At 70.5% G+C, this 24638-nt stretch carries 8 protein-coding genes (1 of these 8 running past the window's edge); 6 read left to right on the top strand and 2 right to left on the bottom strand.

The features are described 5' to 3' along the window. Positions 1–14602, top strand: the 3' portion of a protein-coding gene (locus tag G7Z99_RS03340) for a non-ribosomal peptide synthetase (protein WP_181092024.1). It extends 3164 nt beyond the left edge of the window; the window shows 14602 of its 17766 coding nt (coding positions 3165–17766); its start codon lies beyond the left edge, outside the window; its stop codon occupies positions 14600–14602. 414 nt (positions 14603–15016) lie between these two features. Here G7Z99_RS03340 and G7Z99_RS03345 read toward each other — a convergent pair whose 3' ends face one another. Beyond that, on the bottom strand, positions 15017–15793 hold the full coding sequence (locus tag G7Z99_RS03345) for a helix-turn-helix transcriptional regulator (RefSeq protein ID WP_181092026.1): 777 nt from the start codon (positions 15791–15793) through the stop codon (positions 15017–15019). 64 nt (positions 15794–15857) lie between these two features. Next, positions 15858–16289 (bottom strand): Rid family hydrolase, encoded by a 432-nt coding sequence (locus G7Z99_RS03350; protein ID WP_181092027.1) that lies wholly within the window; start codon positions 16287–16289, stop codon positions 15858–15860. A gap of 235 nt (positions 16290–16524) precedes the next feature. Here G7Z99_RS03350 and G7Z99_RS03355 point away from each other — a divergent pair, with 235 nt between their 5' ends. The 5 genes from G7Z99_RS03355 (at position 16525) to G7Z99_RS03375 (ending at position 24309) form a co-directional block, all read left to right on the top strand. Next, positions 16525–17106: a TetR/AcrR family transcriptional regulator gene (locus tag G7Z99_RS03355; RefSeq protein WP_181092029.1), complete on the top strand. Its 582-nt coding sequence runs from the start codon at positions 16525–16527 to the stop codon at positions 17104–17106. Between the two features lie 155 nt (positions 17107–17261). Then, entirely contained in the window at positions 17262–18137 is an 876-nt protein-coding gene (locus tag G7Z99_RS03360) for an NAD(P)-dependent oxidoreductase (RefSeq protein WP_181092031.1), read from the top strand. A 71-nt stretch (positions 18138–18208) separates the two neighbouring features. Beyond that, the gene (locus G7Z99_RS03365; RefSeq protein WP_181092033.1) at positions 18209–18958 is read left to right on the top strand and encodes a maleate cis-trans isomerase family protein; all 750 of its coding nucleotides are present in this window, start codon (positions 18209–18211) and stop codon (positions 18956–18958) included. 183 nt (positions 18959–19141) lie between these two features. Continuing rightward, complete coding sequence (locus tag G7Z99_RS03370; protein WP_181092035.1) at positions 19142–23014, top strand: non-ribosomal peptide synthetase; 3873 nt, start codon at positions 19142–19144, stop codon at positions 23012–23014. An 80-nt stretch (positions 23015–23094) separates the two neighbouring features. After that, positions 23095–24309, top strand: a complete 1215-nt coding sequence (locus G7Z99_RS03375; RefSeq protein WP_181092037.1) for an MFS transporter — start codon at positions 23095–23097, stop codon at positions 24307–24309. The last annotated feature ends 329 nt before the right edge of the window (positions 24310–24638 follow it).

A 24638-nucleotide genomic window follows, 5' to 3' on the forward strand; every position in this document is an offset into this window, starting at 1 on the left:
GGCCGCGCTCTGGGGCGAGCTGCTGGGGATCGACCAGGTCGGGCGTCACGACCGCTTCTTCGACCTGGGCGGGCATTCGTTGCTGGCCATGCGCATGGTCGCCCAGGTGCAGCAGCGGCTGGGTCGCGAGCTGAGCCTGGCGCGGCTGTTCGCCGACAGCGAACTGGCCGCCGTCGCCCGCAGTCTCGACGACACGGCAGGTGCGCAGAACGCTGCACTGCCGCCGATCCCGGCCTTGCCCCGTGGCAGCCGCGTGCCGCTGTCGTACGCCCAGCAACGCCTGTGGTTCCTGGCGCAGATGGAGGAGGCCAACAGCGCCTACAACATCCCGCTGGGCCTGCGGCTCGACGGGCCGCTCGACGTCGAGGCGCTGCAGCGGTCGATCCTGCGCATCGTCGAACGGCACGACAGCCTGCGCACCCGCTTCGGCCAGGATGACGGCCAACCGTGGGCCGAGGCCGCGCCGCTGGGGACCCTGCCGACCCTGAGCTGGCACGACCTGCGCGGCCAGGACGCCGAGGCCTGGCGCGCGCAGGTGATCGAGGAGGCCCACGCCGCCTTCGACCTGCGCCATGGCCTGCCCATCCGCGGCCGACTGCTGTGCCTGGACGACACCCGCCACGTGCTGCTGCTGACCGTGCACCACCTGGTGGCCGACGGTTGGTCGCTGGGCGTGCTGACCCGTGAGCTGATGGCGCTCTACCCAGCGCTGCGCGACGGTCGGGACGATCCCTTGCCGGCCTTGCCGCTGCAATTCGCCGACCACGCTGCCTGGCAGCGCGAGTGGCTGGTCGGCCCGCGCCTGACCGAGCAGGCCGACTACTGGCAACAGGCCCTGGACGGCGCGCCGGCCTTGCTGACCCTGCCGACCGACCACCCGCGTCCGGCCCGGCAGGACTACACCGGCGCCAGCCTGCCCTTGACCTTCGAGCCGGCCTTGAGTCAGGCCATTGCCCAGGCCTGTCAGGCCCGTGGCGTGACCCCGTTCATGGTCTTCATGGGCGCCTGGGCGGCGCTGCTGGCGCGCCTGGCCGGGCAACCGGAGGTGGTCATCGGCCTGCCCGTGGCCAACCGCCGACGCGCCGAGGTCGAAGGCCTGATCGGCCTGTTCGTCAACACCCTGGCGGTGCGCCTCGACATGGCGGCCGTCGAGGACGTCGACGGCCTGCTCACCCAGGTCAAGGCCCAGGTGCTGGCAGCCCAGGCCCACCAGGACATCCCCTTCGAACAGGTGGTCGAACGTGTGCGGCCACCGCGCAGCCTGGCCCACAGCCCGCTGTTCCAGGTCTCGTTGGCCTGGGACGGCAGCCAGGGCGCGCGGCTCGACCTGCCTGGTTTGCAGGCCGCGCCGCTGGACGAGCAGCCGACCTTCGCCAAGTTCGACCTCACCCTGAGCGTCAGCGAGCAGGCCGACGGCTTCGTCGGTGCCCTCGACTACGCCACCGCGCTGTTCGAGCCGGCCACCATCGAGCGTCATGGCCAGTACCTGCGCACGCTGCTCTGGGCCATGGTCGACGCGCCGCGCACGCGCCTGGCCGACGTCGAGCTGCTGTCGCAGGCGGCGCGTGCAGACCTGCTGGCCCAGGCCGAGGCCACTGCCCATGCCTTCGAACTGGACCGCCCCCTGCACGTGCTGTTCGAAGCCCAGGCCCGCCGTCAGCCGAGCGCCATTGCGGTCGCCCACGACGACGGTGAGCTGAGCTACCGGGCGCTCAACGAGGCCGCCAACCGTCTGGCGCACCACCTGATCGCCGAGGGCATCGGCAGCGACGACCGGATCGGCCTGTGCCTGGCCCGCGGCCCGGACCTGGTGATCGGGCTGCTGGCGGTGCTCAAGGCCGGTGCGGCCTACGTGCCGCTGGACCCTGGCTACCCGGACGAGCGCCTGGCCTACATGCTCGCCGACAGCGGCGCCAGCCGGGTGCTGGTCGATGCCAGCACCTGCGAGCGCTTCGGCGAGGGCGTGCCGCCCTTGGTCGCGTTGCACTGTCCGACGTGGTCCCAGGGCTGCCTCGACAACCCTCGGGTACCCGCCATCGGCGGGCATCACCTGGCCTACGTCATCTACACCTCCGGCTCCACCGGTACGCCCAAGGGCGTGATGGTCGAGCACAAAAGCGTCTGCAACCTGGTGCAGTGGAGCGCCCAGCTGTGCCCGACGGCCGCCGACACCGGGGCGGCCGTGCTGCACAAGACCCCGGTCAGCTTCGATGCCTCGGTCTGGGAGCTGTTCTGGCCCCTGTGCAGCGGCTTGCGCCTGGTGCTGGCACGGCCTGATGGCCAGCGCGACCCGGACTACCTGGCGCAGCTGATCGCCCGGCAGCAGGTCAACGTGGTGCAGTTCGTCCCGGCCCTGCTGGGGCAGTTCCTCGACAGTGCCGACCCAGCGCAGTGCGCCAGCCTGACCGACGTGGTCTGTGGCGGGGGCGAGCTGACTGCCGAGCTGGCCCGCCAGGTGCGTGCCTGCCTGCCATGGGTACGCCTGCACAACGTCTACGGCCCGACCGAAGCCACCGTCGACTGCAGCGCCTGGACCCTGGCGCCCGACCAGCCAGTGCCCGCGCAGACGCTGCCGATCGGCCATGCCATCGCCAACACCCGGCTGTACGTGCTCGACGAGCAAGACCGCCTGGTGCCCCCCGGGGTGGCGGGCCAGCTGCACATCGGCGGGGTCGGCGTGGCCCGCGGCTACCTGAACCTGCCGGCGCTGCAGGCCGAACGCTTCATCGCCAGCCCCTTCGTCGCCGGCGACCGGCTGTACCGCAGTGGCGACCTGGTGCGCCAGCGCGTCGACGGTGCGCTGGAGTTCCTCGGGCGCAACGACTTCCAGGTCAAGCTGCACGGCCTGCGCATCGAGCTGGGCGACATCGAGGCGCGCCTGGCGACGCACCCGGCGTTGCGCCAGGTGGCGGTGCTGCTGCGCGGCGAGCGCCTGGTGGCCTGGTACGCCACCCACCCCGGGCAGGACGACCCCGGCATCGAGACGCTGCGTCGCCACGTGGCCGCCGGCCTGCCGGACTACATGGTGCCCTCGGCCTATGTGGCCTTGCCGGACCTGCCGTTGACCGGTAACGGCAAGCTCGACCGCGCGGCGCTGCCCGACCCGGACGCGCGCGCGGTGCTCAGCCGCGCCTACCAGGCGCCGGAAGGCGAGCTGGAGACGCGCCTGGCCGACCTGTGGTGCGACCTGCTCGGCGTCGCCCAGGTCGGGCGGCAGGACAACTTCTTCGAGCTGGGCGGCCATTCGCTGCTGGCGGTGACCCTGGTCGCGCGCCTGCGCCGCGTGGGGCTGCACGTGGACATCCGCGTGCTGTTCGCCGAGCCGACCCTGGCCGCGCTGGCGGCCACCCTGAGCGCCGACACCCAGCCCCAGGTACCGGCCAACCGCATCCCGCCAGGGTGCACGCAGATCACCCCCGAGCTGCTGCCCCTGGTGACACTCGACGCGGCGGCGATCGAGCGGATCGTCGCGGCGGTGCCGGGCGGTGCGCCGAACGTGCAGGACATCTACCCACTGGGGCCCTTGCAGACCGGCATCCTCTACCATCACCTGGCTTCGCCGGAGGCCGACCCGTACCTGCTGGCGCCACGCTTCGCGGTCAGGGACCGCGCGCGCCTGGACGCCTTCGTCCAGGCCTTGAACGCGGCGATCGAGCGGCACGACATCCTGCGCACCGCGTTGCACTGGGAGGGCCTGCCCGCGCCTGTGCAGGTGGTCTGGCGCGAGGCGCCGCTGAGCGTGCAGGCGGTCAGCCTCGAGGCACTGGAGCGCCCGGCGCGGCTGGACCTCACTCAGGCGCCGCTGCTGCAGCTCGACTATGCGGCGCACTCCCAAGGCCAGGGGTTCCTGGCGGTGCTGCGCTTCCACCACGTCATCATGGACCACGTGGCGCTCGATGCCCTGACCGCCGAGCTGCGCGCCTCGATGCTCGGGCAGCAGGCCGCACTCGCCGCGCCGGTGCCGTACCGCACCTACATCGCCCAGGTCGGCCAGGGGCTGGACGAGGCGGCGCTGGAAGCGTTCTTCACGGCGCAACTGGGCGACATCGACGAGCCGACCTTGCCCTATGGCCTGGCACCGGGTGCAACCGATGCGTCGCTGCGCGAGGCGCAGCTGGCCCTGGAACCCGCGCTGGCCCAGGCCGTACGAGCCCAGGCGCGAACCCTGGGCGTCAGCGTCGCCAGCCTGGTGCACCTGGCCTGGGGGCAGGTGCTCGGGCAACTGGCCGGGCGCGACACGGTGGTGTTCGGCACCGTGCTGATGGGGCGGCTGCAAGGCGGCGAGGGCGCCGAACGGGCCCTGGGGGTGTTCATCAACACCTTGCCGCTGCGCCTGGACCTGCACGGGCTGTCGGTCCGCGAGGCGGTGGCGCGCACCCACCAGCGCCTGACCGGGCTGCTGGCCCATGAACAGGCGCAACTGGCCCTGGCCCAGCGCTGCAGCGGCCTGCCGGCCGGGGCGCCGCTGTTCGCCAGCCTGCTCAACTACCGCCATGGCCAGGCCGCCGCCCCGGCCGACAGCGCCTGGGACGGCATCGAGGTGCTGCACGCCGAAGAGCGCAGCCACTACCCGCTGACCGTCAGCGTCGACGACCTGGGCGAGGCCCTGGCCATCACCACCCAGAGCGTGGCCGAGATCGATCCGCAGCGTGTCTGCGCCTACCTGCGCCAGGCCCTGGCGACGATCGTCGAGGCGTTGCGCGAAGGCGAGGGGCGCCCGGCCGCCGAGGCCGGCCTGACCCTGAACCGTCTGTCGATCCTCTCGGCCGCCGAGCGCGACCAGTTGCGCGCCTTCAACGCCTCGCAACGCGACTACCCCCGCGACCGCACCCTGGCCCAGCTGTTCGAGGCCCGCGTGGCCCAGGCACCGACGGCCTGTGCCGTGGTCGATGGCCCGCGCACGCTCAGCTACGCCCAGCTCGAGGCCCAGGCCAACCGTCTGGCCCATGTCCTGGAGGCACGTGGCGTGCAGCCAGGCGCGCACGTGGTGCTGCAACTGCCGCGCTCGCTGGAACTGCTGCTGGCGCAACTGGCGGTGATCAAGTGCGCGGCGGTCTACGTGCCGCTCGACGTCCACGCGCCGCTGGAGCGGCGCCGCTTCATGGTCGAGGACTGCCAGGCCGCGCTGGTCATCGGCCAGGGCCCGGAGCTGGCCCGCCTCGGCGCCCCCAGTCTGGACCTCGATGGCCTGGACCTGGCGAGCCTGCCGGACCATCCGCTGCAGCGCGCACACGACGCCAGCGCGGTGGCCGCCGTGCTCTACACCTCCGGCTCGACCGGCGCGCCCAAGGGCGTGCAGGTGACCCACCGTGGCATCGCCCGGCTGGTGCTCAACGACGGCTACACCGACCTCGACGCCCGCGACGTGATGGCCCTGGCCGCCAACCCGGCCTTCGACGCCAGCACCCTGGAAGTCTGGGGCGCGCTGCTCAATGGCGCGCGCCTGGTGGTGATCGACCACCCGACGCTGGTCGACCCGCACCGCTACGCCAACGCGCTGGTCGAGGCGCAGGTCAGCGTGGCCTTCCTGACGACTGCGCTGTTCAACCACTATGCCCGGGTGATCGGCCCGGCACTGGGTTCGTTGCGCCTGCTGATGACCGGCGGCGAGCGGGCCGACCCGGCGACCTTCGCCCTGCTGCTGGCGCAGGCACCCGGCTTGCGCCTGGTCAACGGCTATGGGCCGACCGAGACCACCACCTTCGCCACCACCTGCGAGGTCGCCACGGTGGCGCCCGACGCCTCCTCGCTGCCCATCGGCCGGCCGATCGGCAACACCCATGTTCACGTGCTCGACACCCAGGGTCGCCTGGCGCCGCTGGGCGTGGTCGGCGAGCTGTACATCGGCGGCGACGGGGTGGCCGCCGGCTACCTGGGCCAGCCGGCCTTGACCGAGGCCCGTTTCGTGCCTGACCCGTTCGGCGACTGCCCTGGGGCGCGCTGGTACCGCACCGGCGACCTGGGGCGCTGGCGTGCCGACGGCCAGCTGGAGTGCCTGGGGCGCAACGACGACCAGGTCAAGATCCGAGGCTTTCGCATCGAGCTGGGCGAGATCGCCAGCTGCCTGCAGCAATTGCCGGGGGTCGACGAGGCCGTGGTGCTGGCGCGGGCCGACGAACCCGGGCCGTTGCGTCTGGTGGGCTACTACACCTGCCAGGCCGATGCCGCGGCCCTGACACCGGCCGAGCTGCGTGCGCAGCTGCAGCGCAGCCTGCCCGACTACATGCTGCCCTCGGCGCTGGTCGAGCTGACGGCGCTGCCGCTGACGGCCAACGGCAAGCTCGATCAGCGGGCCTTGCCCGTCCCGCCCCACGCTACCGTGGCCGGGCAGGTCTACGTGCCGCCGCAGGGCGAACTGGAAATCGCCCTGGCGCAGATCTGGAGCGAGGTGCTGCAGGTCGAGCAGGTCGGGCGACACGATCACTTCTTCGAACTGGGCGGGCACTCGCTGTCGGCCATGCGCATGGTCTCGCAGGTGCGCCAGCGCCTGGGCCTGGAGCTGCCCCTGGCCGACCTGTTCGCGCTGGGTGAGCTGGCCCGTGTGGCCGAGGTGCTGGGCGGGCTGGAACAGGCCTTGCCCGAGCACATCCCGCGCCTGGTGCGCGAGGGGCCGATGCCGTTGTCCTTCGCCCAGCAGCGGCTGTGGTTCCTGGCCCAGCTGGGCGGTGGCAACCAGGCCTACAACATCGCCCTGGCCCTGGGCCTGCGCGGTTCCTTGCAGGACGCGGCCCTGGGCCGTGCGCTGGCGCGCCTGGTCGAACGCCACGAAACCCTGCGCAGCCATTTCGTCAGCGATGAGGACCGCGTCGCGATTCGCTTCGGCGAGCCGTCGCGCCCGGTGCCGTTGCAGCGTCACGACCTGCGCGCGCACCCCGAGACCCTGGCCGTGCAGCTGGAGCAGATCGCCCTGGCACCGTTCGACCTGGCCGAAGGGCCACTGCTGCACGGGCACCTCTGGCAACTGGCCGAGGACTACCACGTGCTGGGCCTGACCGTGCACCACATCGTCGCCGATGGCTGGTCGATGGGCGTGCTGACCCGCGAGCTGCTGGCGCTGTACCAGGCCGACTGCCAGGGCATCGACGCGGCCCTGCCGGCGCTGCCGATCCAGTACGCCGACTACGCCGCCTGGCAGCGGCGCTGGCTGGTGGGCGAGCGCTTCGAGCGCCAGGCCGGTTACTGGCGCCAGGCCCTGGCCGGCGCCCCCGACCTGTCCAGCGTGCCGACCGACCACGCGCGCCCGGCGCAGCAGGATTTTGCCGGGGCAAGCCTGGCGATCCGCATCGACCCTGGGCTGGCCCTGGGTCTGCACGGCTTGGCGCAGCGCCATGGCGCAACGCTGTACATGACCCTCATGAGTGCCTGGGCCGCGCTGCTGGCCCGGCTGTCCGGCCAGGCCGACGTGGTCATCGGCAGCCCCGTGGCCGGGCGCACCCGCGCCGAGCTGGAGGGCGTGGTGGGGTTGTTCGTCAACACCCTGGCCGTGCGCATCGGCACCACCGACGTCACCGATGGCGCCGCCTTGCTGGCACGGGTTCGCGAGCAGGTGCTGGCGGCCCAGGCGCACCAGGACCTGCCGTTCGAGCAGGTGGTGGAATTGACCCGGCCCAGCCGCAGCCTGGCCCACGCGCCGCTGTTCCAGACCACCGTCAACTGGTTGCCGGGCGATGCCGGCGCGCTGACCCTGGACGGGCTGCGCATCGAGCCGCTGGAGCAGACGACCCAGGTGGCCAAGTTCGACCTGTCGCTGAACCTGGGCGAGCAGGGCGGCGCGCTGGTGGGCACCCTCGACTACGCCACCGCGTTGTTCGAGGAGGCGACCGTGCGCCGTTATGCCGGCTATTTCGAGCGGCTGTTGCAGGCCCTGGTGGCCGACGATCAGGCGCCCCTGGCCGAGGTGCCGCTGGTCGACGGCGCCGAGCGCGAGTACCTGCTGACCCGCTTGAACGGCACCGCCCTGGCGGTGCCGCGCGGGCCGACCCTGCCGGCGCTGATCCAGGCCCGCGCGGCCGCGCAGCCCGAGGCGATCGCCGTGCAGGTGGGCGAGCGCCAACTGAGCTATGCCGAACTCGAGCGGCGTGCCAACGCCCTGGCGCATCACCTGCTGACGCAGGGGGTGCGCCCGGACGACCGCATCGCGGTGTTCGCCCAGCGCAGCCCCGACACGGTAATCGGCCTGCTGGCGGTGCTCAAGGCCGGCGCGGCCTACGTGCCGATCGACCCGGCGCATCCGGCGCAGCGCATTGCCTACCTGCTGGCCGACAGCCAGCCACGGCTGCTGCTGGGGCAACAGGCGCTGCTCGAGCGCCTGCCACCGTCCAGCCTGCCCAGGGTGGCGCTGGACGACGCCTGCTGGCCGACCCATGAACAGGCGCCCGAGGTGGCCGGGCTGTGTGACCGGCACCTGGCCTACGTGATCTACACCTCCGGTTCGACCGGGCAGCCCAAGGGCGTGATGGTCGAGCACCAGACGCTGGTCAACCTGGTGCACTGGCATTGCCAGGCCTTCGAACTGGGCGCCGGCAGCCACACCGCCAGCGTCGCCGGCTTCGGTTTCGACGCCATGGCCTGGGAGCTGTGGCCGGCGCTGTGTGCCGGGGCGACCCTGCACCTGCCGCCCGCGGACCTGGGCAACGAGCAGGTCGAGCGGCTGCTCGACTGGTGGCTGGCGCAACCGCTGCAGGTGGCCTTCCTGCCGACGCCGGTGGCCGAGCACCTGCTCGCCCAGCGCCGGGCGCACCCGACCCTGCGCACCCTGCTGATCGGGGGCGATCGCCTGCGGCGTTTCGAGCACGACCCCGGTTTTGCCGTGATCAACAACTACGGGCCCACCGAAGCCACCGTCGTGGCGACCTCGGGACGGCTGTGGGCGGGCGGGGCGCTGGACATCGGTCGACCGATCGCCAACACCCGCGTCTACCTGCTCGATGCGCACCAGCACCTGGTGCCGACCGGCGCGGCGGGCGAGCTGTACGTGGCCGGCGCCGGGGTGGCGCGTGGCTACCTGAACCAGCCCGAGCTGACCGCGCAACGCTTCCTGCGCGACCCGTTCGCCGCCGACCCCCAGGCACGCATGTACCGCACCGGTGACCTGGCGCGCTGGAACGCCGACGGCACGCTGGAGTACCTGGGACGCAACGACGACCAGGTCAAGGTGCGCGGTGTGCGCATCGAACTGGGCGAGGTGGAGAGCCAGTTGGCAGCGCTGCCCGAGGTGCGTGAAGCCCTGGTGCTCGCCGAGCACGGCAGCGGCGGCGACGCCCGCCTGGTGGGGTATGTCATCCCCGCCCCAGGTGCCGCGCCATTGTCGGTCGGTGACCTGCGCGCCGCCCTGCAGGCGCGCCTGCCGGCCTACCTGGTGCCGGCGGCCTTGGTGGCGCTGGAGGCCTGGCCGCTGACCGCCAATGGCAAGGTGGACCGGCGTGCCTTGCCGGCGCCCGATGCCCAGGCCAGCGCCGGTGCCGAGTACCAGGCCCCCCAGGGCGAGCTGGAAACCTGCCTGGCGGCGCTGTGGTGCGAGCTGCTCGACCTCGACCAGGTCGGGCGACACGACCACTTCTTCGAGCGGGGCGGCCATTCGCTGCTGGCGGTGACGCTGGTCGCACGCCTGCGGCGCCTGGGCCTGGCCCTGGACGTGGGCCAGCTGTTCGCCCAGCCGACCTTGGCCGCACTGGCCCGTACCCTGGACACGTCCACGCACACGGCCGTGCCGGCCAACCGGATCGAGCCGGGCTGCACGCACATCACCCCGGCACTGTTGCCCCTGGCCAGCCTCGATCAGCCGGCGATCGACCAGATCGTCGCCTGTGTGCCGGGCGGCGTGGGCAACGTGCAGGACATCTACCCATTGGGGCCGCTGCAGAGCGGCATCTTCTTCCATCACCTGACCGCGGGGGAGGACGACCCGTACCTGTTGCAGGCGCGCTTCGGCTTTGCCGACCAGGGCCGCCTCGAAGCCTTCGCCGAAGCCTTGCAGCACGTGATCGCACGGCACGACGTGCTGCGCACGGCACTGTGCTGGGAGGGGCTGGAAGCGCCCATGCAGGTGGTCTGGCGCGAGGCCTGGCTGCCGGTGCAGGCGGTCTCGCCACAGACCTTGGCACAACCGGGCGCGCTGGACCTGCGCCAGGCGCCGCTCATGCGCCTGCTGCACACCCAGGACCCGGACAGCGGTCAGCGCATCGGGGTCTTGCAGTTCCATCACCTGATCATGGACCACATGGCCCTCGACCTGTTGGGGCAGGAATTGCAGGCCGTGCTGGCAGGCGAACACGCCCGCTTGCCGGCCCCGGTGCCCTATCGCCTGCACATCGCCCAGGCCCAGCAAGGCCCGAGCCAGGCCGAGCACGAAGCCTTCTTCGGCGCCCAGCTCGGTGATCTGGAGGAAGCGACCTTGCCCTACGGCCAGGACGTGGCCGACAGCGGCGGCTTGCCGGACGAAGCGTGCCAGCGCCTGGACGCCGACCTGAGCCGACGCCTGCGCGAACAGGCCCGTGCTGCCGGGGTCAGCGCCGCCAGCCTGATGCACCTGGCCTGGGCCCAGGTGCTGGGGCAGTTGTCCGGCCGCGAGCAGGTGGTGTTCGGCAGCGTGCTGCTGGGCCGCCTGCAGGGCGGGGACGGGGTCGAGCGCGCGCTGGGGGTGTTCATCAACACCCTGCCGCTGCGCCTGGACCTGGGCGAGCAGAGCGTGCGCCAGGGCCTGACCCAGGCCCATGCACGCCTGAGCGCCTTGCTGGTGCACGAGCATGCGCCCCTGGCCCTGGCCCAGCGCTGCAGCGGCCTGCCAAGTGGTGCGCCGCTGTTCACCGCCTTGTTCAACTACCGGCACAGCGCACAGCGCCCGCTGACCGACGAGCAGGTCACGGTCTGGGACGGGATCGACCTGTTGCAGGCCCGTGAGCGCAGCAGTTACCCGCTGACCGTGAGCGTCGATGACCTGGGCGAGGCCTTCGAGCTGACAGCACTGACCACCAACGGGCAGCCTGCCCAGCGGCTCTGCGCCTACCTGGACTGCGCCGCACGGCGCCTGGTCGAGGCCCTCGAAACGCAGCCGGACACGCCGCTCACGCAGATCAGCTGCCTGCCCGCGCACGAGCGCCAACAGGTGCTGGAGGTCTTCAACGCGCAGGGCACCGGCGCGCCGACGACGCTGACCGTGCACCAGCGCATCGAGGCGCAGGCACGACAGCGGCCTGACGCGATCGCCGTGCAGTGTGGGGTGCAGTGCCTGACCTATGCCGAGCTGAACGCCCAGGCCGAGGCGCTGGCCCGGCAGCTGGTCGTGCGTGGCGTGGGCCTCGACGACCGGGTGGCGGTGTTCGCCGAGCGCGGCGTGCAGACCGTGGTGGCCTTGCTGGCCGTGCTCAAGGCCGGTGCCGGTTACGTGCCGGTCGATCCGGGCCACCCCCCGCAGCGGGTCGACTACCTGCTGAGCGACAGCGCGCCGACCCTGGTGCTGACCCAGCAGGCGCTCGCGCCGCGCCTGGCGCACCTGGGCCTGCCGAGCCTGAGCATCGACCAACCGGACTGGCCGACCGACGTCGAGCCGGTGCGTCCGGCCGGGCTGTCGACCGCGCACCTGGCCTACGTCATCTACACCTCCGGGTCGACTGGCGAGCCGAAAGGCGTGATGGTCGAGCACGGCACCCTGAACAACCTCATCGACTGGCATTGCCGGGCCTTCGCCCTGAGCGCCGGCAGCCACACCGCCAGCGTCGCGGGCTTCGGCTTCGATGCCATGGCCTGGGAGGTCTGGCCCGCCCTGTGCGCCGGTGCAGTGCTGCACCTGCCGCCGAGCGAGCTGGATCACCAGCAGCTCGATGCCCTGCTGGCGTGGTGGCAGGCCCAGCCGCTGGAGGTGGCCTTCCTGCCGACGCCGGTGGCCGAGTTCGCCTTCAGCCGGCACCTGCGTCACCCGAGCCTGCGCACCTTGCTGATCGGCGGTGACCGCCTGCGGCAGTTCGATCACGACCCAGGCTTTGCCGTGGTCAACAATTACGGGCCGACCGAGACCACCGTGGTCGCCAGTTCCGGCACCTTGCGCGTGGGTGGGCCGCTGCACATCGGCGGGCCGGTCGACAACGCCCGGCTCTACGTGCTCGACGCCCAGCAGCGGCCCGTCCCGCTGGGTGTGCCGGGCGAGCTGTACATCGGTGGCGCGGGTGTGGCGCGGGGTTACCTGAACCGCGCGGCACTCACCGCCGAGCGCTTCCTCGACGACCCGTTCACGGTCACGCCCGCAGCGCGCATGTACCGCACCGGCGATCTGGTGCGCTGGCGCGAAGACGGCACGCTGGATTACCTGGGGCGCAACGACGACCAGGTAAAAATCCGCGGCATGCGTGTCGAACTGGGCGAAATCGAGCAGCAGCTCGCCCGCTGCCCTGGCGTCGGCGAGGCGGTAGTGCTGGCACGTGCGGCAGAGCGGGGCGAGGCGCGCCTGGTGGCCTACGTCACCCTGCGCGACCCGCAGGTGCCGCTGGGTGACTGGCGGGCCTGGCTGGCCGAGCGGTTGCCGGCGCACATGCGCCCGGCGACCTTGAGGGTGCTGGAGGCCTTGCCCTTGACCCGCAACGGCAAGGTCGATCGACGGGCCTTGCCGGCACCGGACACGTCCATTGTCGAAGCCGACGTGCAGCAGGCCCCGACCACCACGCGCGAGCGACAGTTAGCCCTGGCCTGGGCGCAGGTGCTGGACCTCGAGCAGGTCGGGCGGCACGACGACTTCTTCGAGCACGGTGGGCATTCGCTGTCGGCGATTCGCCTGGTCGGCCTGCTGCACAAGGCCGGCGTGCAGGTGACCCTGGCCGAGCTGTTCCAGCACCCCAGCGTCGCCCGCCTGGCCGCGCTGCTGGACAGCCGTGCCGGTGCAGTGGCCTGCGGCGCACAACGCCTGCGCGGCGCGCCTGGCGATACGCGCCCGGGTGTGTTCCTGATCCATGACTTTACCGGGCTGGACAGCTGGTTCCCGGTGCTGGCGCAGCACCTGCCGGGCGATTACCCGGTCCATGGGCTGGCCGGCATCGCCCTGGACGCGCCGCAGCTCGACACGATCGAGGCATTGGCCGCGCGGCTGGTGACGCAGATCCTCGACGCCCAGCCGCACGGGCCATACCGCCTGGTCGGCTGGTCGTTCGGCGGGGTGCTGGCTTATGAAGTCGCGCAACAGCTCGACGGGCTGGATCGCAGCGTGGCCTTCGTCGGGCTGCTCGACAGCTACGTGCCACGCCTGACCGATCAGGGCAAGGCGCGCTGGGACGGCGAACGGGCCTTGCACCGCCAGTTGCTGGCGCATTGCACGGCCCACTGGCAGGCGCAAGGCGATGCCGGAGCGGCGGCGCTGGAACACCTGGCGGCACTCGATCGTCACACCGACCTCGGGTTCGAGGCGCTGCTGACGGCGATCCGCGCCCAGGGCTTGCTGTACCCGGCGCTGGAAGAGGCCGAGGACGAGCAGGTGCGGCAGTACCTGGCGCGCGAGGTCGCCCACGGGCATGCCTTGGCCCACTATCACCTGGAGCCGTCCAACCTGCCGGTCTGGCTGTTGCGGGCCAGTGAACGCGGCCAGGTGCCAGCCGGCACCACCGCGACGCTCGGCTGGGCTGAAGCCTTGCCGACATTGCCGTTGCAGTGCCTCGACGTGCCAGGCGATCACCTGGGGCTGATGCGTGCACCGCACGTGCACGTGGTCGGGCAGGTGCTGGGCGAGGCGCTGGCGACAGCCGGCGAGGCCGTGCCGACCGTGGAGCGCTTCCAACCGCTGCTGACGATCCAGGCCGGCCAGCCTGGGCAGGCGCCGCTGTTCTGTGTGCCGGGGGCGGGTGACAGTGTGACCGGCTTCATCGGCCTGGCCGAGGCGCTGGGGGCGCAGTGGCCGGTGCATGGCCTGCAACCGCGCGGCCTGGACGGGCGCCGGGCGCCTCATGCCAGCCTCGAAGTGGCGGCCGAATGCCAGGCGCAGGCGATCGACGCGCTGTACCCGGAAGGGCCCTTGCACGTGCTCGGGCATTCGTTCGGGGGCTGGGGTGCCCATGCCTTGGCCGTGGCGCTGCAGGCCCGCGGGCGTGACGTGCTGTCGTTGACCTTGATCGACAGTCAAGCTCCGACCGGGCCGCTGGAGGCGCCAGCCGGCTACACCTTCAGCCGAGTGCTGGAGACCCTGGTCGAGGCATTGCAAGCGGCCAGCGGCAAGGACCTGGGCCTGAGCGGGCCGGCTTTCCTGGCGGCGGACGAGGCCGTGCAGCTGCAGCGGTTGCGCGAAGCCATGGTGCAGGCGGGGCTACTGCCCGCGCGGTTGGCCGAGACCGCCCTGGCCGGCATCGTGCGCACGTTCGGAGCAGCGCTGCGCCTGCCGTACCGTCCTGCGGTCGGCTACGACGGCCCGGTCGGGCTGGTGCAGGTGGACGACCCGGCCCAGGAGGCCGACGGCAACCGCCGTGAACAGCAGGCGATGGCCGACGGGTGGCGCCGGACGCTGCCGCAGCTGCGCTGCTGGAAAGGGCCGGGCGATCACTTCAGCGTGCTCAAGGTGCCCCAGGTGTATAGCCTGACGGCCTGGTGGTTCGAGGCCCTGGCCCACGCGACGGCGCGGGTGACGTCTTGAGTGGGACGACGGGAAGGCGCGCGGTCGATGGTGTGGCCGCGCAAGCGGGCAGGGCAGGTGCGCCTGGGCGCGCGGCCCAAGGGCCGTAGCCGTGGGCATCGAAGGGCGCGGCTGGTCGGTGAAAGCGGTGGTGGATTCACCTGCGCGATCGCCGGCAAGCCGGCTCCCACAGGGAAGAGATCGGTCATGGTGGGGTGGGCCTGCAGGGCCACGGCATCAGCCACATCTCTGCCAGGCAATCCTGCCCTGGTGGCGAGCGTGGTGTTCTGGGCCTGCAGGCCATGACATCAGCCACACCCTCTGTCAGGTAATCCTGTCCTGGCATCACCGTGTGGGAGCGGGCTTGCCCGCGATGACGGCCGCCCAGGCACCCCGGCCAGGGAGGGCCGGCGATGCGTCTTCAGGCGAAGCGGTTCAGGAAAAGCGACCCGCTGCCTTCCAGCTGGACGTCGGGACCGGTAGCCCCAGATGACGACCCGCTCGCGCTGGCAGGTCCAGCCAGCATGCCACGGGCACGGGTTGACCTGCCGCGAGCATCCGAGGCGACGGTGCCTCTTCGCCAGGCTCGAGCGCGGTGTCCGCATACAGCCAGCGCATCAGCGAGTGCCGGCCTCGAATGTTCAGCTTGACCGCTGCCCGGCGCTGGTAGCTGTCCACCGTGTTGACCGTCAGGTTCAACGCTTCGGCCTGCTGCGCGGCGGTGCGCCCGGCCAACAATCCCAGGCACACCTGGGTCTCGCGCTCGGACAAGGTCAGCCCGCTCTGTTGCAGGCGTTGGTGAAAGCGGCTTTCCAGGCTCTGTGCAGGTCGGGCGGTCTCGGCCAGTGGCAGGGCCAGGCGCTGGTGTTGGCCGAGCAAGGAGAACAGCAGTGGCGCGATGGTGTGCAGGTGGTCACGCTCATGCTCGGAAAAGGCCTGACCAGGCGCAAAGCGGCGAACCGTCAGGCGCCGCCCCGTGTCGGCCTGCGCACGCAAGTTCAGCGTGCGCCCGGAACCTGCTTCGCCAGGCCGGGAACCCAACCGTTCGGCCAGCGCGTCCGAGGCAGGCAGCGTCTCGGTCGAGTGCCAGTTGAGCTGGTCTACGGGTGCCGTGAGATGCGCTTCGACCAGTGCATGGAACGTCCGTGTGAAGTGTCGGCTGCCCAGGCTGGCGATGACCTTGCCGATGTCGGCGAATGAAGGTGGGGTCATGGTGTCCTCCGTGACTCGACGAACGCGGGGCCTGGCCGTTCAGCAGGCCCCGCCTTGATGCATTTCAAGGGTGCGCCGCGACCACGTCGACTTCCACGAGCGTGCCAGGCAGGGGCAAGGCCACCACCTGGATCGCCGTGCGGGTCGGTTTGGCGCCCAGGTCAGGATCGTCGAAGAACGCCGCATAGGCGCGCTGAAAACCGGCGAAATCCAGACGCCCGCCGTGTTCGGGGGTGCCGACCAGAAACGCCCGCAATTGCACGATATGACGCATCTGCAGGTCATGCTGAGCCAGGATCGCCTGGATCTTGCTCAGCACCGACAAGGCCTGGGTGTGCGTATCGCCGTAGGCGGCGGACGTTCCTGCGACAGCGTCGCCATCCGCGATGTCGGCCAGGATGCCGCTGACATAGACCAGCTTGGCGTCAGCAGGCAGGGCGATGGATTCGGCATAGGGCGCCTGGGGGTTGCCGGTGCGCAAGAGGGGGTTCGACATGAAACGCTGCTTCCTTGTCCAGAGAGGTGAAATGAGCGCCTGCGCTAATTCTGTAACAATCGTTCCAGAAATTGGCATAAAGATCCTGGCGAGGCGGTCTTTTTTCAAGCTGCATCATCTTGACGAAGCGTGCAAGCACCAGATTTAGACTGCTAAAAAATAAAATTTGAACCATTGACGGTGTCGTGAGTCGGGTGATAGTTTCTGTACCGTTCGTTCCATAACCGGTGCACAGATGAGATCCAGAGAATTCGATCCCGATGCCATCGCCGAGGCCGCCATGCGTGTGTTCTGGCAGCGCGGCTATGCCGGGACCAGCATCCAGGACCTGGTCGAAGGCACGGGCCTGGGACGCGGCAGCCTGTACAACGCCTTCGGCAGCAAGCAGGGCTTGTACGAGTTCGCCCTGAGCCGTTACTACGACATGACCGCCTTCAACGTCGCCCTGCTGGCCGAGGAAGGCCCGGTCAAGGAGCTGATCCGCCGCCTGCTGCACAAGATCGTCGCCGAAGAGCTGCACGACACCGAGAACCTGGGCTGCATGGTCGCCAACGCCTCGCTGGAGGTAGCCCGCCATGACAGTGGCATCGCCGAGCTGGTGGCCAAGAACTTCAGCCGCATGGAGCGGGCGTTGACCGCGCTGTTCCTGCGCGGGCAGGCCGCTGGCGAGATCGAGGCCAGCCGCCGCCCCGAGGCCCTGGCGCGGTTCGTGGTCAGCACCATCCAGGGCATCCGGGTGATCGGCAAGGGCGGTGCGCGCGAAGACCGTTCCGAGCGACTGGCCGACATCGTCGAGGTGGCCGTTGGCGCGCTGTGAGCCTGCCCAGGCGGGCCGACACGCCGTTCCTGTCTTTCATCACCGGTCAACACCGCTCGGCGCTCGCGTCGAGCCCGACCACCCAGGTTTCAACCGCGCGGCATCGCCGCGCCCCTGACACTCCGTCTTCAACGATTCACTAAAAGGATGTTCACATGACCCAGGTCGAACACGCAGACACCCGCACCATCGCCGTTCTCGGCACCGGCATCATGGGCGCGGCGATCGCCCGCAACCTGCAGAAGAACGGCTTCCAGACCCGTGCCTGGAACCGCACCTTCGAAAAGGCTTCGGCCCTGACCGACAACGGCGTGCAGGTCCATGAACTGGCTGCCGACGCCGTGCGTGGCGCCGGTATCGTGCTGACCATGCTCAAGGATGGGCCGGCCGTGCTCGATGCGATGCGCGCCGCAGTGCCGGGCCTGGCCAAGGGCACCGTGTGGATCCAGGCGAGCACCGTCGGCGTGCCGGCCACCGAAAAACTGCAGGCCTTCGCCCAGGAACACGGCCTGGCCTTCTACGACGCGCCGGTGCAGGGCACCAAGGGCCCGGCCGAGCAGGGCAAGCTGGTGATCATCGCCTCCGGCGCCGACGCCCAGCGCGACGCGGTCCAGCCGGTGTTCGACGCCATCGGCCAGCGCACCGTCTGGGTCTCGGACCAGCCCGGCGTCAGCAGCAAGCTCAAGCTCGCGCTCAACAGCTGGGTCCTGGCCCTGACCCATGGCGTGGCCGAGAGCCTGTCGATCGCCGAGGCGCTGGGCGTGGACCCTGCGCTGGTGGTCGACGTGGTCAAGGGCGGCCCGCTGGACAACCTGTACTTCCAGCTCAAGTCCGCCGCGATCATGGCCGACGACTACAGCACCACGTTCTCGGTGGCCAACGCCGCCAAGGATGCCGAGCTGGTGATCGAGGCGGCCCGTGAGGCCGGCGTCAAGGTCGACAGCGTCGAAGCGGGCCTGCAGCGCTTCAAGCGCGCCCTGGAAGCCGGGCATGCCGAGAAGGACATGGCTGCCTCGTTCCTGGCCAAGTAGTCCCCGCGCTGCGTAGAGCGTGTGTTCCCGTTCGGGGGTCGATGCTACTGCCGTCGACCTTGAGAGCCGTCATGACCGATTCACTTGGCAATCGCCTGAAGATGGGCATCATCCTGCCCTCGACCAACACCTCGATGCAGCCCGAGACCGATGCCCTGCGGCCCTATGGCGTGACCAACCACGCCAGCCGCATGCTGATCCAGGATGAATCGATGGACCAGCGCCCTGGCTTCATGAACGTCTTGAACAACATCCGGCTGTCGACCTCCGATGCCATCCATGGGCTGCTGACCTGCAAGCCCGATCGGATCATCGTCGGCGTGTCCCCGGAAAGCTACTGGGACGGCCCCGGCAGCCACGAAATGGTCACCGAATCGTTCCTCGAGATGAGCGGCGGCGTGCCGGTCACCACCAGCCCGGACGCCTACCGCGCCGCCCTGGAGGCCCTGGGCGGGATCCGTCGGATCGCCGTGCTGACGCCCTACCTGCCACTGGGCGACGAGACGGTCAGCCACTTCTTCACCGACAACGATTACCAGGTGCTCGCCGTTCGCGGCCTCGGCGCGTCCAGCCCGGCGAACATCGCGCACATCACCGAACGGCAGATCTTCGACGCCATCCGCGCCGTCGACAGCCCCGAGGTCGAAGCCATCGTCCAGGTCGGCACCAACGTGGCCATGGCCCGCGCGGCGATGATCGCCGAGGCGTGGCTGGGCAAGCCGGTGCTGTCCAACAACGTGGTGCTGTACTGGCATGCCTTGCGCGCCAGTGGCATCGCCGACCGCATCGGCGGTCATGGCAACCTGCTGGAACGACACTGACCCGGTCGCCTGACCGATCAGCCCGCGATGCCGGGCAGGCTTCGGCCCTCACGTCATCGCATCGACACAACGCCTTTTTCGCAGCCCACACCGCCTTCGCTCACCCCCTGAGTGCGGGCAGGCTGCGCCTATCGATCACACTGGAGCGCGCTCATGGATGCGGTGAGTTCAGGAACACCACGGATGTTGGCTGGTTGCACAGAGGGAGCGGGGCCGTCGACGGACGTCCCGGCGCGTACACTCATCGAGCTGTTCGCCCGCCAGGCCGAGGCATCGCCTGGTCGCATCGCCGTCAGCAGCCCGCAGGGCGTCCTGAGCTTCGCGCAGCTGCGCCGGCGCAGCCAGCAGGCCGCTTGGCGCCTGCGCGATGCCGGTGTGCAGCCGGGCCAGTGCGTGGGCCTGTTCGTCGACCCGTCCCTGGACATGATGATCGGCACCTGGGGCATCCTGGAGGCCGGCTGCGCCTACCTGCCACTGGCCCCGGAATACCCCCGCGAGCGCATCCGCTACATGATCGAGGACGCGGGCATCACGGTGATCTACACCCAGCCGGCCCTGTTGCCGAGCCTGCGTGCCCTGGCCCTGGAAGGCGTGCACCTGGTCTGCGACGACGGGGCCGCGCGCCCGGCGGCCAATGACACGCGTGCCCAGGCACCCGTGCTCGTCGACGCGCACAGCCTGGCCTACGTCATCTACACCTCGGGCACCACGGGCCAGCCGAAAGGGGTGGAGATCACCCACGCCAACCTGATCAACCAGCTCGGCTGGCTGCGCGATGCCCACGGCGTGGACGCGCGCCAGACGCTGCTGCGCAAGACGCCCATGAGCTTCGATGCCGCGCAGTGGGAGCTGCTGGCGGTGGCCAACGGCACCCACGTGGTCATCGGCGCGCCCGGCATCCATCGCGACCCCGAGGCGCTGGTCGCAGCCCTGGTCGAACACCGGATCAGCGTGTTGCAGGGCGTGCCGACCCTGCTCCAGGCCTTGGTCAACGAGCCGGGTTTCGCTGATTGCCGGACGCTGACGCACCTCTACAGTGGGGGTGAACCGTTGACCCGCAAGCTGGCCCAGGCCTGCCTGGACTGCCTGCCGCAGGTGCGTCTGGTCAACCTCTATGGCCCCACCGAGTGCACCATCAACGCCTCGTCGCGCCTGGTCGATGCGGCCTGCCTGGCGGACACCGCGCAGATCGTCTCGCTCGGCTTCCCGGCCAGCGAGACCACCCTGCACCTGTTCGACCCGGCCACCGGCGCACCCATCGAAACGCCCGAGACGCCAGGCGAGCTCTACATCGGTGGTCGCCAGCTGGCCCGCGGCTACCGGGGCCGGCCGGAGCAGACCGCCGAGCGGTTCGTCGAACGCCTGCTGCCGGGCCACGCGCACCCGGTGCGCCTCTACTGCACCGGTGACCTGGCCAGCTGGAACGCCGATGGCAGCGTGCAGTTCATTGGCCGGGCCGACAACCAGGTCAAGCTGCGCGGGCACCGCATCGAGCTGGATGAAGTGCGCGTGGCGATCGAGAACCATGCCTGGGTCAAGAGCGCCGCCGTGTTCGTCCATGCCGACGCCGAGGGTCAGCGGCAGAGCCTGGTGGCCTGTGTGGCGCTCAACCCGCGCGAGGCGATCCTGATGGACCAGGGCCAGCATGGCGCGCACCACTTGTCCAAGTCCAGCAAGGTCCAGGTCAAGGCCCAGCTCGGGCAGCTGGGCGAGCGCCAGCCCGGTCGGGACGAGGGCAGGGCGGTGCTGCGCCTGCCGGGTGCCGCGGCCAGCGACGACCAGCGGGCGCGTGCCTTTGCGCGCAAGACCTACCGCCTGTTCGAAGGCGGGCGGGTGGACCGGCAGACACTCCTCGACCTGTTGACCCGTCAGCCTGTGCAGCACCCCGGCGCGAGCGGCGCGCTGACCCTCGACACGCTCGGCGCGTTGCTGCGCAACCTCGGGCCCTTCTACAGCCAGGAGCGGTTGCTGCCCAAGTATGCCTACGCCTCGCCAGGGGCGCTCTATGCGCACCAGTTGTACCTGGAGGTCGAAGGCGTGGAAGGGCTGGCCGATGGCATCCACTATTTCGCGCCCACTGCCCACGAACTGATGCTGATCCAGGCGCGGCCGTCCACTGGGCACTCCCGTGCGCTGCTGCACCTGGTGGGCCGCGCACGCGCCATCGAGGCGGTGTACCAGACCAACGTCGATGAAGTCCTGGAAATGGAGGCAGGCCACGTGCTGGGTTTGCTCGACCAGGTGCTGCCCGAGCACGGCCTGGGGCTGGGCGCTGGCCTGCATCGCCCGGAGGTGCTTGAGCACCTGGCCGTCGATGAAGGCGACCGCTACCTGGGCAGCTACCCGCTGGTGGGCGCCGCGCACGCCGCCGAGCCCAGCCCCGTGCAGGTCTACGTGCAGGCCCACGGCGACCAGGTCGACGATTTGCCGGCCGGGCTGTATGCGCTGCGCGAACAGCGCCTGGAGCGCCTGGGCGACGCGGTGATCGAGAAGAACCAGGTGATCGCGATCAATCAGCGCTCCTATGCACAGTCCAGCTTCGCGCTGTCGCTGGTGGCCGGCCACCTGCCGGCCTGGGAGCGTTACATCGGCCTGGGCCGACGCCTGCAGGCCCTGCAGATGAACGACCTGCACCTGGGCCTGATGTCGTCGGGCTACAGTTCACGCAGCGGTCACGACCTGGCCACGGCCACGCGCCTGCGCCAGCTGCTGGGCCCTGATCGGCCGGTCGAGGCCTGCTATTTCGCGCTCGGTGGCCGTGTCAGCGACGCGCAGGTGCGCAGCGAAGGCATGAAGGAAGATGCCGTGCACATCCAGGGCCCTGCCGAACTGCTCAAGCAGGAGCTGGAAAGCCTGTTGCCCGACTACATGGTCCCGGACCAGTTCGTGGTGCTCGACGAGCTGCCGCTGACCGCCAATGGCAAGGTCGATGTGCAGACGCTCAAGGCGACGGTGCGCACGGCGCGTCAGGCCCGCGCGCTGATCGCGCCACGCACGGCGGGCGAGCAGGCCGTCGCGGCGGTCTGGTGCCAGGTGATGCAGTGCGAGGCAGTGTCGGTCACCGACGATTTCTTCGAGGCTGGCGGCAACTCGCTGCTGGCCGTGGTGCTGATCAACCGACTCAACCGTGAGCTGGGCGCGCGCCTGCCCTTGCAGGCGATCTTCAGCCACCCGAGCGTCGAGGCCCTGGCCGGCGAAGTGCAGGCGGCGTCGCGGCAGGCCCATTCGCGGCTGGTGGAACTCAACGCCGTGCGCACGCGCCAGCGCCCGATCTTCTGCTGGCCCGGCCTGGGCGGCTACCCGATGAACCTGCGCGGCCTGGCCCTGAAAAGCGACCCGGCGCGGCCGTTCTACGGGGTGCAGGCCATGGGCATCAACCCGGGCGAAGTGCCCCACGCCACGCTGGCCGAGATGGCCCGTGCCGACGTCGCCCTGCTGCGCGAGCGTCAGCCGGAGGGCCCGTACACGCTGTGGGGCTATTCCTTCGGCGCACGTGTGGCCTTCGAGGTGGCCCGTCAGCTCGAAGCGCTGGGCGAGCAGGTCGAGTCGCTGGTGCTGATCGCACCGGGCAACCCGCGCACCCGCCGCCCGGCCTATCGCCTGGCGGGTCAGCAGCGCTACGCCGGCCCGGCCTTCCTGTGCATTCTCTACTCGGTGTTCGCCGGGGTGCTGCCCACGGCCGAGGTCGAAGGCGCGCTCGAGCGCCTGCGCGACCGCGAGGATTTCGTGCGTTTCATCCAGGCGCGCTTCGACGGGCTGGACCAGGGCCTGATCGAGCGGATCACCGAGGTGGTCGAGTTGACCTACGAGTTCCGTTACAGCTTCGAGGCGTTGCTCGAGCACCGCATCCAGGCACCGGTGAGCCTGCTCAAGGCGGCAGGCGACGATTACTCGTTCATCGAGCAGGCGCTCGGGCAATTGCCCTGGACGCCAGTGGTGCTCGACAGCGTGGCCGACCATTACCAGTTGCTCAAACCGACCGGGCTCGACGAACTGCTGGCGCTGATCCGGCAGGCCGAGGCCCTTCATCGTCCAGGCCAGCAGCGCCTGGCCTGACCCTTCACCACCGCGCACCTGCCCGCGTCCCGGTCGTCGACCGGGCGTGGGTGTTTCTTGTCTCTGAAAGGACGCAGACCATGACACTTCCTTCTTCCGCCACGGCCGACCCGACCCCGCTCGAAACGGCCCCCACGACGGCCCGCCTGCCACTGGCCCAGCTGCTGGCCCTGACCCTGGCCGGGTTCATCGCCATCATGACCGAGACCTTGCCGGCAGGCCTGCTGCCACAGATCAGCGCCGGGCTGGGGATTTCCCAGTCCCTGGCCGGGCAGCTGGTCTCGGTGTACGCCCTGGGCTCGGTGCTCGCCGCCATTCCCATCGTCGCCGCCACCCGCAGCTGGTCGCGCCGACCGCTGCTGCTGCTGGCCATCGTCGCGTTGCTGGTGTTCAACGGCATCACCGCGCTGTCGTCCGACTACGCCGTGATCCTCGCCTCGCGGCTGGTGGCCGGCATGGCCGCCGGGATCGTCTGGGGCGTGCTGGCCGGTTACGCCCGGCGCCTGGTGCCCAGTGCCCAGCAGGGGCGAGCGCTGGCCGTGGTCGGGGTCGGCCAGCCGATCGCGTTGTGCCTGGGGGTGCCGCTGGGCACCTGGCTTGGCGGGCTGACCGACTGGCGCGGGGTGTTCTGGATCATGTCCGCCCTGGCCCTGGTGCTGGCGGTGTGGGTGCGCTGGGGGCTGCCGAACTTCGCCGGCCAGCCAGCCGAACGGCGGCAATCGCTGCGCGCGATCTTCCTGCTGCCGGGCATCCGCTCGGTGCTGGCGGTGATTCTGGTGTGGATCCTGGCGCACAACATGCTCTACACCTTCATCGCGCCGTACCTGGCGTCGGTCGGGTTGGGCGAGCGCGTCGACCTGGTGCTGCTGCTGTTCGGCGCATCGTCGATCCTGGGCGTGTGGGCGACCGGGCTGTGGGTCGATCGCGCCTTGCGCCGCGTGACCCTGCTCAGCCTGGCCGGCTTCGCCGTGGCGGCGCTGGTGCTGGGCCTGGCCGGTGCGCACACCGGTGTGGTGCTGGCCGGGGTGGTGCTGTGGGGCATGACCTTCGGCGGCGCCCCGACCCTGTTGCAGACGGCGATTGCCGACACGGCTGGGGAGGCGGGCGATGTGGCACAGTCGATGCTGGTGACGGTGTTCAACCTGGCGGTGGCCCTGGGCGGGATCGGCGGCGGGGTGCTGCTGCAGCAGTATGGGGCGTCGGCCCTGCCGGCGGCCTTGCTAGGGTTGGCGGTGATCGGCGCGGCAGTGGTCTGGCGAGCGGACCGGGCAGGGTTCACGCCGGGGGCGCGGTAGGGCGCATGGGCTTGAAGCGGTAAGCTGCAAGCCGTTCATGTGTGGTGGCTGCGCCGTGAACGGTCGATGGACAGGCGTGGTTGACTCCATGGACCTGCTGGGCCTATTGCGGTCCTATGGGGCTTGCCTGCGATGCGGGCGGTGACGGACCGGACGCTATCGCGGGCAAGCCCGCTCTCATAGAACATAAAATAAGTTGTTGATTTAGGAGGAATTAATTATAGAACCTTGTGGGCCCTGCGGGCCCAATCGCGGCACAGGGGCCGCTCCTACACCCGCCGCAATGGCACAGGCAATCGCGGTCCCATGTGGGAGCGGCCCCTGCCGGG

Source organism: Pseudomonas entomophila (genome assembly GCF_013523165.1).
Classification (GTDB): Bacteria; Pseudomonadota; Gammaproteobacteria; order Pseudomonadales; family Pseudomonadaceae; genus Aquipseudomonas; species Aquipseudomonas entomophila_A.